The following is a 13,367-nucleotide window of genomic DNA, read 5'->3' on the forward strand; positions in this document are numbered from 1 at the left end:
ATGATTAATTGACCACATGTTAGATCATAGCATACTCTGTCAACCATGCCAAAATCATATTGTTGATTTTATGACAATTTCTGAAACTTCTCGCAAGGCGGCAACGCCTTGGCGTATTTCCTGCTCCGTGAGATGCGCAAAACCGAAGCATGCCCCGGCCTTCCCCGGGGGGATGCCGTAGGAACCGGCGTCGCTCCAGGCGACGCCGATCTTACGGCACTCGGCTGCATAAGCGGCATAGGTGCGGGGATCTCCCCGCCACCAGCCGAACAGATGCAGCCCCGCATCACTCTCCACCCAGTCGAAGAGGGTGGAGAGCTGCTCCTGCAGCAGCGCTTGCAGGAGCAAGAACTTGCTCGCGTACACCCGCCGCATGCGGCGCAGGTGTCGCTCGTAGCCGCCGCTCGCCATGAAGGCGGCGAGCGAGCGCTGTTCGAGCAGCCCCGAAGGGTGCGGCTCGTATAGCCGCTTCGCGGCTACAAAGGCGTCGTGCAGCGCCTCCGGCAGCACGACATATCCGATGCGCAGGTCCTGCAGCATCGTTTTGGAGAAGGTGCCGATGTAGACCACTCGGCCCTCCTGGTCCAGCACCTTGAGCGGCTCGATCGGCCGCCCGCGGTGCCTGAACTCGCTGTCATAGTCGTCTTCGACGATGACAGCGCCCTGCTCCGCCGCCCAGCGCAGCAGCTGCTGGCGGCGCTCCAGCCCCAGCACCGCCCCCGTAGGGAATTGGCGGCTGGGCGTCACGAACAGCAGCCGTGCGTTCCACGGCTGCGGGACAAGCCCTTGCTCATCCACAGGAGCGTGGATGGGCACACCGCCGGCCGCCGACACCGCGCGGCTGGCGCCTTGGTAGCCCGGGCGCTCCAGGATGACGGGATCGCCTTCGTTTACGAGCACCTGGGTCAGCAGCGCGATCGCTTGCATCGACCCGTTAACGATGACGATGCGCTCCGGCGGCGCCTCGATGCCGCGTATTCGCCTCAGGTGCTGTGCGATCGCTTCGCGAAGCGCATAATGCCCCTCGGCGACGTATGCCTCTTCCTGCGGCGACTCCGTCATCCGCCGCACCTGCTCGTACATCCCGCGGTTCCATAGCTCCCGCGGAAACTCATCCAAATGCGGCCGACCCATCACGAACGCAATCTTTTTCCCTTGATCTTGCCCTTTCTCTTGCTCTTGCTCTTGCCCTGGCTCCGGCTCTTGCTCTCGCTCTCGCTCTCGCCCTTGCCCTCGCTCTTGCCCTTGCCCTTGCTCTCGCTCTCGCCCTTGCACTCGCTCTCGCTCTTGCCCTCGCTCTTGCTCTTGCTCTTGCCTTCGCTCTCGCCCTTGCTCTCGCCCTTGCCCTTGCTCTCGCCCTTGCTCCAGCTCCAGCTCTAACTCCCGTCCTTGCTCCCGCCTCTGCCAGCGTCCATCCCGATCCGCCTCACAAACCCGCGTCCCCCAATCCGAAAGCCGAATATCCTTCCCTTCGAACGGCACCTGCTTCTCCTGCACCCCGTTATAAACAACATAAGTCCCTCTGCCCACATCAGCTTGCAAATAACCCTCAGCAATCAGCATATCGTACACTTGATTAACGGTGCCCCGCGATAGCCCATAAAGTGCAGCTAATTCACGGCTTGATGGCAGCTTCGTATGGCGCAGCAGCTTATTCGCCAAAATGTTGTCATGCAGCGCATGATACAAAGCCGTATATTTACTCCCGTATTTCGCCTGGTAGGTATGGTACGGTATATGAAAATCCATACTCGCCCCCCTTTTGCCTTTTTCAATTGGTCCATAAAAACACAATTAAATTGGATCTTTTTATTAAACCATTTTTCCATTATGCTTACTAAAATCTCATAAATCCGGCTTTTTGACAAGGAGAATATGCCCATGAATTTCCAACCAATCACGCTAGAAGGTACCCAAGTTACTCTACTGCCGATGCAGGAATCTCACATTAGCGCTCTAGTGGAGGCGGCGTCGGATCCTGCTATCTTTGCCTACATGACTCCGCTGCTTCAACCTTCAGCCGTTGAACAATTTGTCCGCCAAGCGCTGGATGAGCAAAAAGCTGGCCTAGGCATTCCATTCAGCGTATACGACAAGCACTCCGACAGTTTCGTCGGCAGCACGCGCCTTTTCGACTACTCTGCCGCAAATCGGCATGTCGAGATCGGCCATACATGGTACAATCCGCGTGTTTGGCGAACCAGAATCAATACGGAGTGTAAGTATTTGCTGCTGCGGCACTGCTTCGAAACCTTAGACCTCCTGCGTGTGCAGCTTAAAACAGACCTAAGAAACGAACGCTCCCAAGCGGCAATTGCGCGTATAGGCGCCCAGAAAGAAGGTACGCTTCGCCAACATCGCGTGCTTCATGACGGCTATGTGCGGGACACCGTGATGTTCAGTATCATTGACCGTGAATGGGTGGATGCGAAGCAACGCCTAGAAGGATTTTTAAATCGAGTAAACGTTTAGATCCGAATAAAAATCTATCCAAAAAAATTTGTTTCTCGCAGTGACGTTCTCCAGGGAAAGTGGTATAATAACTGCAAAAAATGAATAGCAAATTGGAAGGAATGACCCATGCTTATGAATCCTCTGGCACGACAGTTAAACGAGACCCTGGAACGTGAAAATTCTCACGTATTTGACATGCTTTCTGCATTAGGTAAATCGATTTACTTCCCGAAAGAAGGCATTCTTAGCCAATCGGCTGAAGCCAAGGCAAAGGCCAAAAAATACAATGCTACGATTGGCATTGCGATCGAAAACGGTCAGCCGATGCACTTGAAGGTCATTCAAGATACTCTCTCTACCTACGCACCCAAAGATATATATGAATACGCGCCGCCAGCCGGTAAGCCCGAGCTCCGCAGCGCATGGCGCAAAAAAATGCTCGAAGAAAACCCTGAGATCGGCAGCAAACTGATCGGCAACCCGATCGTAACGAATGCGTTGACGCACGGTCTTAGTATTGCAGCGGATCTTTTCGCTGATGTAGGCGACTCCGTTATTATTCCAGACAAAAACTGGGAAAATTACGAGCTCACTTTCGAAATCCGCCGCGGCGCAAAAATTGTGAACTATCCGCTCTACAACGAGGAGCAGAAGTTTAATGCCGCTGGCCTGCGCGAAGCGCTTTTGGCTCAACAATCCAAAGGCAAAGCCATTGTTGTTTTGAACTTCCCGAACAACCCGACAGGCTACACGCCTGGGGCTGAAGAAGGGAATGAGATTGCTGCCGCGATCAAAGATGCAGCTGAAGCTGGTATCAACGTTGTTGTACTAACCGACGATGCCTATTTCGGACTTTTCTTCGAAGGTTCCCTGCATGAGTCCTTGTTCGGTAAATTAGCAGACATTCACCCGCGCGTGCTCGCTGTCAAAATTGACGGTGCTACCAAAGAAGAATACGTCTGGGGCTTCCGCGTTGGATTTGTCACTTATGCCGGCCAAAGCGAAGCGTTGCTGAGCGCACTAGAACAAAAAACAATGGGGATCATCCGTGCAACGATTTCCAGCGGCCCTCACCCATCGCAAACTTTCGTGCTTCATGCGCTTAACTCCCCGGAGTTCAATCAGCAGAAGCAAGAGAAATATGAGATCATGAAAGGCCGTGCTAACCGTACGAAGTCCATTTTGGACTCCGGCAAGTTCGACGATGCATGGGGCTACTACCCATTCAACTCTGGTTACTTCATGTGCCTGAAGCTCAAAACTGTTGATGCCGAGGCTTTGCGTGTCCACTTGCTGGATCAGCATGGTGTGGGTACTATCGCTCTTGGAACGACTGATCTTCGCGTCGCTTTCTCCTGTATTGAAGAAGGCAGCCTGGAAGAACTGTTCAACCTCATCTACCAAAGCGTAAAAGAAATCGAAACCGTCTCCGCTAGCAAATAGCCGAAACGAAACAAAGAGGCTGCCTTATAGGGTCTATACCGACCTATGAGCAGCCTCTTTTTTATGCGAATATTATGAAAATTTTCCCATTCAGACACTTGCCACCCGAGCATGATTAGCGGGCAACCAGCTGTCCTGTCCTGATTCATGGTATACCCTTTGTCATGAACCTGCCAACCAAGTCTAACGGACTCCACTGCCGTTAATATCGTCAAAATAGCCCCGTCCCACTATCTAACGGACACAGGAAACCTTATTCGCCGATTTCGAGGCGAAATCAAGACAGAAACAAGCAAATAGCGGCGCTGGTGTCCGTTAGATTTTCAAAACGCCTATAATTCGCCAAATAACATCAACTGTGTCCGTTAGAGAGTCAGGGAAGCGGCAGCGCACCAGGCCAACTGTTCCGGTCAGCCTACCTATCAACCAACCTGTTTCACCAGCTCACCATACTGCTCGTACCATTTCTTCCACTCATCCATCGGGAATTCCATCGCTTGCCCATCCAGCAGCGCAGCCATCATGTCCAGACAAACATGCCAGCCGGCTAAGTCCTTTGGCGTGTGGTCCGTCATCGTGCTAATGAATTCTTTTAAAACAAGCAAGGAACCTTCTGATCTTGACGAAACTTCAAACCGGACACGATCCTTCCCCCATGTGAACTCCAATACGGAAATCGGCTCATAATCGGTAATCTCCATATCTATTAAAGTACCCGAGCCATCCTTCATATCAAATTTCATATGGCCACCCTTGCGCAGATCATCGGCTTGAAGATTGGCCATCCATTTCTCTAGGCGCTCATTCTCGGTAAGGGCTGCCCAAACCTCGCTGACAGCATGCCCAAGCGGACGATCGAACTGTGCGATATACCCGTTATCCTTTTTATGAATCGAAGCAAGCATGTGCATATCCTCCTTTGATTTTAATTCAATTTTATAGGATGCGTGCCGTAAACATCGATCTGGCCACCCTGGCTCCATTCGCCGTGATTTCCATATCAATTTTGCAGAATCGGCGCGTCATTTCCACAATCGTCGGCACAATTTCAAAGACCTCGTCCATTTGCAGCGGAATCAGAAAATAACTGGATGAGCTATCCAGAATGAGATCGCCCTTCTTATGCTCCTTCACCGTGCGATAAGCTGCACGAATCATAATCGTGGTGAGCACCCCCTCCGATACCAAACCTTCGAAGTTCGTCATTTGAGGCGTAATCGTCCCTCTAAAAGACAACTTGCCCTCGGCATCGCGCACTTCGTCGATCCCTGCATAGATCTGCACCTCGAACGTCTCTGCGTTCTGCGGCTGCTGCTGCATATGCTGCATTGCCTTCATGACATCTTTGCGGCTAATGACGCCGATCATTTTCCGCTCGTTATCAATAACAGGCAGCAGTTCAATCCCTTCCCACACCATCATGTGCCCTGCTGAAGCGACCGATGTTTTCAAATTAATCATGAGCGGATTCGGCGTCATTAAGCTGCTGATGAGTTGGCTCGGCTTCGCACCGACAATATCCTTGGTGGTAATCATCCCAATGGGCGCCCTTTTGCCGTCGATGACAGGATAGCGCGTGTGCATGGTTTTCTCCGCCAGCTTTTGCATATCTTTGACGGTGTCCGTTCCTTCCAGCGAGTAAATCGGACTATCTTTCCGCATGATGTCGCCGACCATCAGTATTTTCTTTTTAATCAGCCTGTCTTCCATCGCGCGATTGATCATCGTAGCCACCGTGAACGTATCAAAAGAACTTCCGATAATCGGCAGGTGAAGTTCATCTGCCAGCTCTTTGACTTCAGGCGTCGTATCGAACCCGCCCGTAATTAGCACCCCGGCCCCTTGGCTAAGTGCGCACATATGGGCTTGCACGCGATTACCGACAATTAGCAAGTTGCCCGCTTCAATGTATTTCAGCATCGCTTCCAGCTGCATAGCGCCAATTACGAACTTGTTCAGTGACTTATGTATGCCTGTTGCTCCTCCAAGAACAACGCCTTCCACCACATTCACGATTTCTGCGAACGTTAACTTATCGATGACAGGCTCCTCTTTTTTCTCCATGCGTATCGTACCAATCCGGCGTTTGGTGCTGACTAGCCCGATGTTTTCCGCCTCTTTGATGGCTCGATAAGCCGTTCCTTCACTCACATCCAAATCTTGAGCAATTTGCCGAACAGACAGCTTGGTGCCGACAGGCAAAGATTCAATATACTTCGTAATTTGTTCATGCTTCGTATGCAGCTCCGAATGGCCTGTGCTCATCGTTCACACCTCGCTGAACTGTGCTATAACATTGAAATAAGTATAGTCTATTCAACTGGAAAAAGTAAGATTAAGGCTCCACCAGCCGCTGTCCAATATAAAAACCTGCCGGATTACCCGACAGGCTCTGTGTCATAATCAAATCCATAATAAAGTGCCAAGGCTACTGGTGATATGGGATAGAAAGCTGTCTCTCCACACTCCTCGTGTTCTCTTCGTTCCTGCCGATTCGCCATAACTCTCTGAAAGTCGTAGGTGCGGTGGCGTGGAACCTTTTTACTCTCGAACTCCATCGAAGATGCCAAGCTGCTCATAACATGCTCCCCCTTCATCATATCGATTAATGTATTATTACATTAAACACAATTACAATATATTATATAAATAATGAAATTATATGTGAAACAATACCAAAAATTTAATTTATTTTATAACAATATACCGTCTTATCCGTTTAATAAAATATTTCATCCAATTTGATTCCTCGTGACTTGTTTTTCGTTGTATAAAACATACAATAAGTGTGAAGTAAAAATTTGGAGGGGATCTGCTAAATGGCTAAGACATTTTTGAAAATTGCTGCGATTTACATCACGCTCGCTGTTCTACTCGGAATGTTGAAGGGCATTATTCAAGATTTTAGACTGGCCTCGGTCCATGCGCACTTGAATTTGCTAGGTTGGGTTTCGATGGCGCTCTTCGGTCTCATCTATCACTTCTATCCGCATGCATCAGAAACGCGCCTTGCCAAGCTTCACTTCTGGTTACATAACATTGGCTTGCCTCTTATGCAGGGTGGACTCGCGATTGAGATTATTTCCGGCAATTCCGCCATGCTCCCGCTTGTCATTGTCAGCTCCTTGCTTGTCGTTATTGGCATCATCCTCTTTACGATAAACTTGTTCCTGCAGCTTGGAAATACAGCTGTGAAACAAGCGAACAAAAAGGATTTGCCCGGCTAATCCTATAAATACGCAAAACCTCGACCATCCTTCGCGGAGGGTCGAGGTTTTGTTGTGAAAAAACCGCCAGGAATTCCACATCCTGACGGTCCTTTAAGCGAACAGCCCTATACCAAGGGAACTAGAGTCCCTTATTCGGAGCAAAAAGAGCTGTTTCCTTTCTAAGCGGAACTACAGGCTCTTATTTGTCCCCCGTGGCACATTTTTCAGCTCAATTTGATAAAATAGAGGATCGTAGTTCCCCTACTTCTTGAAAAGTGTTCCATTTCATCAAAATAGGGGACCATAGTTCCCTTCCTCTCATTTGATGAGTCACCCTCATCTTCCCTACAGCCGACTCACCATCTCAAAAAGGCTTCTTCCCTTCATTTTCAATCAGATGCTCACGTTCGCCCTCATCCATAATATTACGCGTTGAATTGCGGAACTCTCGCAGCGTATCGCCAAATGCTCTTCCAAGCTGCGGCAATTTGGACGGGCCGAAGACGATTAAAGCAATGGCCAAAATCAAGATTAAACCTGATACACCAATATTGTTAAACATACGTATCCTCCTTTTATAAAAACTTTGCTACTTATCAGACTGCTTTGTCTTCCTCAACTATTCTCCAGCCTACCTTGCCTCATCGCTCTCCACTGCCAGTTGGAAGCCAACGCGCTGATCTCAAACAACAGCAGCAAGGGCACGGTAACCGAGAGATGTGAAACCATATCCGGAGGCGAAATGCAGGAGCCTGTGATCGTTAAAGCGATGTACGCGTATTTCCTGGACATTTTCAAGCGCTCCGGCGTCAGCAGTCCTATTTTGGTCAGAAAGAGAAGAATCACAGGCAGTTCGAACGCGATCGCCATCGGAAAGACGATTTGGAACAGAAACCCAAAATACCGGTCGATGCCGTACGTTTCCACCGCGCCAATCGTTTGATTCATGCGCATCATAAAGCGAACCATCATAGGGAAGACAACCCAATAACTGAACGCTACCCCGATGATGAAAAGCGCAAAAGCCACAGGGATGTAGGGAAGAGCGCTCTTAGACTCCGCTTCTGTTAGCCCTGGCCTGACGAATGCCCACAATTGGTAGAGCATCACCGGCACTGTAAACAATAAAGCGAAGAGAAAAGCGCACTTCATATAAATCATCAGCCCATCTGTAAACGAGAACACATTCCACTTAATCTCACCGATCATAGGCTGCGTTTTCAAATACAGCAAGATGTCACTGGAAAGATACAGCCCTGCGCAGAGCATAACTAGAAACCAAGCAAGAACAATAATCAACCGCTTGCGAACCTCAGTGAGATGCAAAATCAAATCTTCTTGCCCCATCTGATCCCTCCGATCTATAGGGTCATGTCGGCGCATTGTTTAAACGACCATTCCGCCTTGTTTCAAATATTTCGCGATCCCTTCAACGGCTCTATACGCAAGAGCTCCAACGGTACCTGTCGGGTTATACCCGCTGTTATGAGCGAATGCCGATGCTCCGACAACGAATACATTTTCTGCATCCCACATTTGCAAATAGGAGTTCACAGCTGAAGTCGAAGGATCCGAGCCCATGATCACACCGCCTGTGTTATGCGTGGACTGGTATGGCACGATATTGTAAGGCCCGAGCTGATCCGATGAACCAATGCTCGTTGGATTCATTTCCTTCATAATTTCAGCGGCTTTACCGCTCACGAATTTGATCATCTGCCGATCCTGTTCTTCAAAATCAAACGTAATTCGCGGCAGCGGGAGCCCATAGGCATCTTTATAAGTAGGATCGAGATCTACATAGTGATGCTTCCAAGGTAAACTTGAACCTTGCGGGGATACGGCCAAAACACTGTTCGCGTATTTGAGCGATTTCTGTTTAAAATCTTTCCCCCAAGCTGGCGTGCCTTTCGGAACGGAATTGGTAGCAATTGGCCGTTGTCCGGTTTGCGATATCCGAATCCCAGCTCCATGAAGGAAATTAAGACTACTGTGGTCAAAATTATCTCCATTAAAGTCCGGAATCTCCATACCCAGCGATCCAGCACCGGCAAACAGATTAAATTCTTTGTCATCAAAAAATCCGGTAGCCGAGCCGCCGTTCGTTTGATAGCAGTAATTTTTACCGATTACTCCTTTACCGGAGGCTGGATCATAAGGTTTACCCAATTTGGACGTCAGCAGGAGCTTAATGTTGTTGAACACATAGCTGGCCATAATGACCACATCAGCAGGCTGCTCGAACTGTTCTCCTGTCACTGTGTTGACGTACACAACGCCGCTAGCTTTTTTGCCGTCATTTAACACTTGAATCACATTCGAGTAAGAACGAAGTTCGAAGTTACCCGACTTCTGAGCAATCGGCAGCACTGTGACCACAGCATCCGCTTTGGCTCCATACTCACAGCCGAATCGCTCACAATATCCGCAATACTGGCAGGCTGCTCTGGTGATCCCGTCCGGATTCGTATATTGTTCGGATAGATTCGCAGACGGCATCATGTAAGGGTGATAACCCAATTTTTTCGTCGCATCCTCGAACAATTTCAGAATCGGCGTTTTCACCATGGCCTTGGTTGGAAATGGATTCGAACGCTTGCCCACCATCGGATTCTGATCCGGGTCCCCCGAGATGCCAGCCAGCTTTTCAAATTTATCAAAATAAGGCTCTAATTGGTCATATGTAATGCCCCAGTCCTGGATGGTCATTCCGTCCGGGATTTTCTGTTTGCCGTACCTCTCGACCGTTTTGCTGTAGATTTCAAAATCGTACGGAAGAAACCGGTACGTTTGTCCATTCCAGTGAATGCTCGACCCGCCAAGCCCTTCACCCAGCAAAAAGGAACCATATTCTCGCATAGGAACTGCCGCTACTTTATCCGTATTACGGAACGTCACCGTTTCTTTGGATAGATCCTGCATCAGATCGTATCTGGAGGCGTATCGCAGCTCGTCATGTACCATGTAGTAATCCTTGGTGTCTCTTGGCTTTCCGCGCTCCAAACCAACCACCTTGACTCCTTGCTTGGACAGCTCGGCAGCAATGATGCCCCCGACCCATCCCATTCCAACAATAACTACCGGAACTTTTGGCATTTTAGTAGCCATGTGCTTTATTCCCTTCCCTCATTGGATTTCACACTTAATGAACAAAATGATCATGCAAGCTCCGCGGTTCCATAACAGCGAATTGATCCTTGTCCATGATATTGGTGTAGCTCATTTGGTTGCCCGGATATTTCCTCATCTTCCAACCCTGCATATCCTTATTCCCCCCATATAGCGGGTCTGAATACACGCCTTCCATCACAAGCACACGGAATTGGTTGAAAAAGGTTTTACCCGTTACGCCATTTACCACATTAATTTCGCCTTTTTCCATCGAGGTCAGGATCGCATCCTGTTCCTCAGGAGCCAGCTCCACGAAGGATTTGGTATATTTCGACTTGCTCGTTTCCTCCATGCTCTGCAGGCCCATAGTAATCAACTCGTGGCGCTGAATACTTAAGTAGTCGCCTTGCGTCGCTTCCCCTTTGACAAAGGGACCCATCCGATATGTGCGGGCATTCACTCCCCATGGGCTTGCCAACTGATGATCGATGTAAAAGGCAACTCCTAAGTCCGTGGCCCCCGGACCGCTTTCATCTTTGGGGAAAATGCGTTCAGCCGCAGCTTCCGTCATTTGCAGCTGAGCCTGATTGAAGAACATAGGCGCTCTGTTGTAGTCCATTCCGGTTTGAGCTTGCGGGGATGCCGATGGTGATGGCGAAGGGGTTGGCGTCGTGGACTTTTTGGTAAATCCACCGGAAATCGCACTGCCAATCACCCCTCCGACCACCACTCCACCTATGGCGGTACCGGTATATTTCAGGAAACTGCGTCGCGACTGGTCAGGAGAATTTTCCACATTTTTCTCAGCCATTTGATTGCCTCCTTGGAATTTTATGAACGATAGGTTAGTTATGGTAGTTATGGATATCATGAGCCCATACCCGTTTTCTTATTCATTGTTGTATGAAAAATTAGCAATTCGGGCAATGTAAATTTACAGTCATTATGCAGATTTTGCATGCAACCAGTGGCTGTCTTGCACTTGAACCTATGTATATGAGGAGAAGTTCACATGAAGAAAACGTTATTAGTCCTCTCTCTGCTGCTCGCCAGTTCTTTAGCTGCTTGCGGTAAAACCGAAACAAAACCGAGCCCGGCCGCTTCTGCAAGCCCATCTGTGTCAGCTAGCCCATCAGCGAGCACAGGGACTACAACGAAGGTTGAAGCATCCGCTGTGTTCAAAGCCAACTGTGTTAGCTGCCATGGCGTCAACTTGGAAGGTGCCGTAGGACCTAATCTTCAAAAAGTAGGCAGCAAGCTGTCTAAGGACCAAGTAGCTTCAACAGTGACAAACGGGAAAGGCGCAATGCCTAGCTTTAAAGGCAAGTTATCCGATGATGAAATTTCATCCCTCGCTACTTGGCTTGCCGACAAGAAATAAACACAAAAAATCCCGCCTCATAAAGAGTGCGGGATTTTATATTAATTGGAGACGATTAACGGCACGACTTTACCGCTGTTCACGTCGATTAGACCGTGGTCGGTAATTTTCAAAGCAGGACTTACAGGTAAAGAATGCGTGCTGATCGACATAATAGGATTATAATGACAGTAGCCTAATGATTCCATCGCTTTACGTAGATGTTCTACTTCTTTAGCAACTTGCTCAAGTGGAGCTTCCGTCAAAATACCGCCGACAGGCAGCTTAAGCGAAGCGATGACTTTTCCGTCTTCTACGACGCTAAAGCCCCCCTGATTGTTAATCACTTCGTTCGCCGCGATGACCATATCCTGAGGATTGTGACCGACTACAAGTAAATTATGATTATCGTGGGAGTACGTCGTCGCCACAGCTCCGCGTTTAATTGTATCGCCGCCAATTAAACCATAAGCGCGATTTCCGTTTATACCATAGCGTTCAAAAGTAGCAATAAGTCCTTTTCCACTATCCTGCCACATAAGTTCACCAGAACGGACATGAACCTCCGTATGATGCTCCTCTGTAAAGGTAGAGCCGTTTTTCACCATCATAACACGGCAAGCATATGAACCGTCCTCTACGTCTACGTTAACTGAGAAATCCGCTTCTGTTAACGGCGACATCTGGACGCTTTGATAATAATGCGGCGGAAAAGCTGGTGCGTTCGTGACTGACGTATAAGCCTCTCGAACATCATAAACCTTGCGTCCGTGCTTGAACACTTGGTCAATCGTCAGAAGCTCCAGATCAGAAATCAACTGAAAATCGCCAACTTTACCCGGTGCAATAACACCACGGTCATACATCCGCATTCTTTTAGCTGGAGAAAGGGTACTGGCATAGATTGCATGTTCAGGCTTCATGCCCATCTCGATCGCTTTACGCACAATGTGATTCAAGTGACCGCGTCGCTCGAAGGAATCCGCCATGACATCGTCGGTAACAAAGCAAAAGTGCTCTAACACTTCATGCTCAATCAAATAATCCATCACTTCAGGTGTCATTGATTTCTCTTGAATTTCAATAAACATGCCCGCAGCGATTCTGGCTTCCATCCCTTCAATCGTCTGATGCGTGTGATCGGAATCGACTCCGCTGTAAATCATCTTATGCAGGTCCAAATCCAGCAGTTTCGGCACATGCCCCTCTATAATAAGGTGCGGATAGTGTTTGCGAATATGGTTGATAATCTGATTTGTTTTGCAGTCCGGATCGGTGATGACATCCACGAAGTTCATAATTTCACCTAAGCAAATAATTCGCTCCGTCCGCAGCAGCTCGTCCATATCCTCGATTTCAATCGAGCCGCCGGATGTCTCCATGGATGTGGCAGGAACCGAACTAGGGAGTGCGTAGAACATGTCCGCTACACAACTCTTGCTCGCTTTGATGAATTCTTTGACCCCGTCCAATCCGAAAACATTGGCGATCTCATGAGGCTCGGGAACAATCGTTGTCACCCCGTTGCGAATAAGGCCGTACGAAAACGTCTCCGGAGTGACCATTGTACTTTCGATGTGCAGATGGATGTCAATGAGCCCTGGAATCATGTAGCGCCCTTGCCCGTCCAAACGTTCGGCAGCTGCAAAGCTTTCAGCACCTTTAGTCCCGATATATAGAAACTTACCATCCAGAATGGCTGCATTACCTTCAATGAATGTTTTAAAATAACTATTATAAATCTTTACATTTTCGATCAGTAAATCAACCTGCATATGCCTTTCCCTCCA

13 protein-coding genes are annotated in these 13,367 nt (G+C 48.9%); 4 read left to right on the top strand and 9 right to left on the bottom strand.

The window, feature by feature from the left end:
- Positions 1-54: 54 nt before the first annotated feature.
- Entirely contained in the window at positions 55-1,749 is a 1,695-nt protein-coding gene (locus ACKTT9_RS32755; protein ID WP_407869292.1) for a PLP-dependent aminotransferase family protein, read from the bottom strand.
- Between the two features lie 132 nt (positions 1,750-1,881).
- Between ACKTT9_RS32755 and ACKTT9_RS32760 the strand changes: the two genes are divergently transcribed.
- Positions 1,882-2,472 carry a GNAT family N-acetyltransferase gene (locus ACKTT9_RS32760; RefSeq protein WP_407869293.1) on the top strand — a complete coding sequence of 197 codons (591 nt, stop codon included), beginning with the start codon at positions 1,882-1,884 and terminating at the stop codon, positions 2,470-2,472.
- 114 nt (positions 2,473-2,586) lie between these two features.
- Positions 2,587-3,897 carry an aminotransferase class I/II-fold pyridoxal phosphate-dependent enzyme gene (locus ACKTT9_RS32765; protein ID WP_157325945.1) on the top strand — a complete coding sequence of 437 codons (1,311 nt, stop codon included), beginning with the start codon at positions 2,587-2,589 and terminating at the stop codon, positions 3,895-3,897.
- A gap of 422 nt (positions 3,898-4,319) precedes the next feature.
- On the opposite strand, the gene ACKTT9_RS32770 is transcribed toward ACKTT9_RS32765, so the two are convergent.
- The 3 genes from ACKTT9_RS32770 to ACKTT9_RS32780 form a co-directional block, all read right to left on the bottom strand.
- Positions 4,320-4,802 (bottom strand): SRPBCC family protein, encoded by a 483-nt coding sequence (locus ACKTT9_RS32770; protein ID WP_407869294.1) that lies wholly within the window; start codon positions 4,800-4,802, stop codon positions 4,320-4,322.
- Positions 4,803-4,833: 31 nt separating this feature from the next.
- Positions 4,834-6,162 carry a DRTGG domain-containing protein gene (locus tag ACKTT9_RS32775; protein ID WP_407869295.1) on the bottom strand — a complete coding sequence of 443 codons (1,329 nt, stop codon included), beginning with the start codon at positions 6,160-6,162 and terminating at the stop codon, positions 4,834-4,836.
- A gap of 113 nt (positions 6,163-6,275) precedes the next feature.
- Positions 6,276-6,476, bottom strand: coding sequence for a hypothetical protein (locus ACKTT9_RS32780; protein ID WP_127456559.1), 201 nt, complete (start codon positions 6,474-6,476; stop codon positions 6,276-6,278).
- A 240-nt stretch (positions 6,477-6,716) separates the two neighbouring features.
- Here ACKTT9_RS32780 and ACKTT9_RS32785 point away from each other — a divergent pair, with 240 nt between their 5' ends.
- Entirely contained in the window at positions 6,717-7,124 is a 408-nt protein-coding gene (locus tag ACKTT9_RS32785) for a cytochrome-c oxidase (protein ID WP_407869296.1), read from the top strand.
- Positions 7,125-7,470: 346 nt separating this feature from the next.
- On the opposite strand, the gene tatA is transcribed toward ACKTT9_RS32785, so the two are convergent.
- From tatA to ACKTT9_RS32805, 4 genes are read right to left on the bottom strand one after another with little or no spacing between them, the layout of a single operon-like run.
- Positions 7,471-7,668, bottom strand: a complete 198-nt coding sequence (tatA, locus tag ACKTT9_RS32790; RefSeq protein ID WP_127456556.1) for a twin-arginine translocase TatA/TatE family subunit — start codon at positions 7,666-7,668, stop codon at positions 7,471-7,473.
- Between the two features lie 53 nt (positions 7,669-7,721).
- Positions 7,722-8,453 (bottom strand): twin-arginine translocase subunit TatC, encoded by a 732-nt coding sequence (tatC, locus tag ACKTT9_RS32795; RefSeq protein WP_407869297.1) that lies wholly within the window; start codon positions 8,451-8,453, stop codon positions 7,722-7,724.
- 39 nt (positions 8,454-8,492) lie between these two features.
- Positions 8,493-10,214: a GMC family oxidoreductase gene (locus ACKTT9_RS32800; RefSeq protein WP_407869298.1), complete on the bottom strand. Its 1,722-nt coding sequence runs from the start codon at positions 10,212-10,214 to the stop codon at positions 8,493-8,495.
- A 34-nt stretch (positions 10,215-10,248) separates the two neighbouring features.
- Positions 10,249-11,028: a gluconate 2-dehydrogenase subunit 3 family protein gene (locus tag ACKTT9_RS32805; protein WP_407869299.1), complete on the bottom strand. Its 780-nt coding sequence runs from the start codon at positions 11,026-11,028 to the stop codon at positions 10,249-10,251.
- A gap of 201 nt (positions 11,029-11,229) precedes the next feature.
- Between ACKTT9_RS32805 and ACKTT9_RS32810 the strand changes: the two genes are divergently transcribed.
- The gene (locus tag ACKTT9_RS32810) at positions 11,230-11,598 is read left to right on the top strand and encodes a c-type cytochrome (RefSeq protein ID WP_407869300.1); all 369 of its coding nucleotides are present in this window, start codon (positions 11,230-11,232) and stop codon (positions 11,596-11,598) included.
- A gap of 41 nt (positions 11,599-11,639) precedes the next feature.
- Here ACKTT9_RS32810 and ACKTT9_RS32815 read toward each other — a convergent pair whose 3' ends face one another.
- Entirely contained in the window at positions 11,640-13,352 is a 1,713-nt protein-coding gene (locus ACKTT9_RS32815; RefSeq protein WP_407869301.1) for an adenine deaminase C-terminal domain-containing protein, read from the bottom strand.
- Positions 13,353-13,367 lie beyond the last annotated feature (15 nt).

The sequence above is a fragment of the Paenibacillus sp. P36 genome (assembly GCF_045866505.1).
In the GTDB taxonomy this organism is placed as follows: Bacteria; Bacillota; Bacilli; order Paenibacillales; family NBRC-103111; genus Paenibacillus_E; species Paenibacillus_E chondroitinus.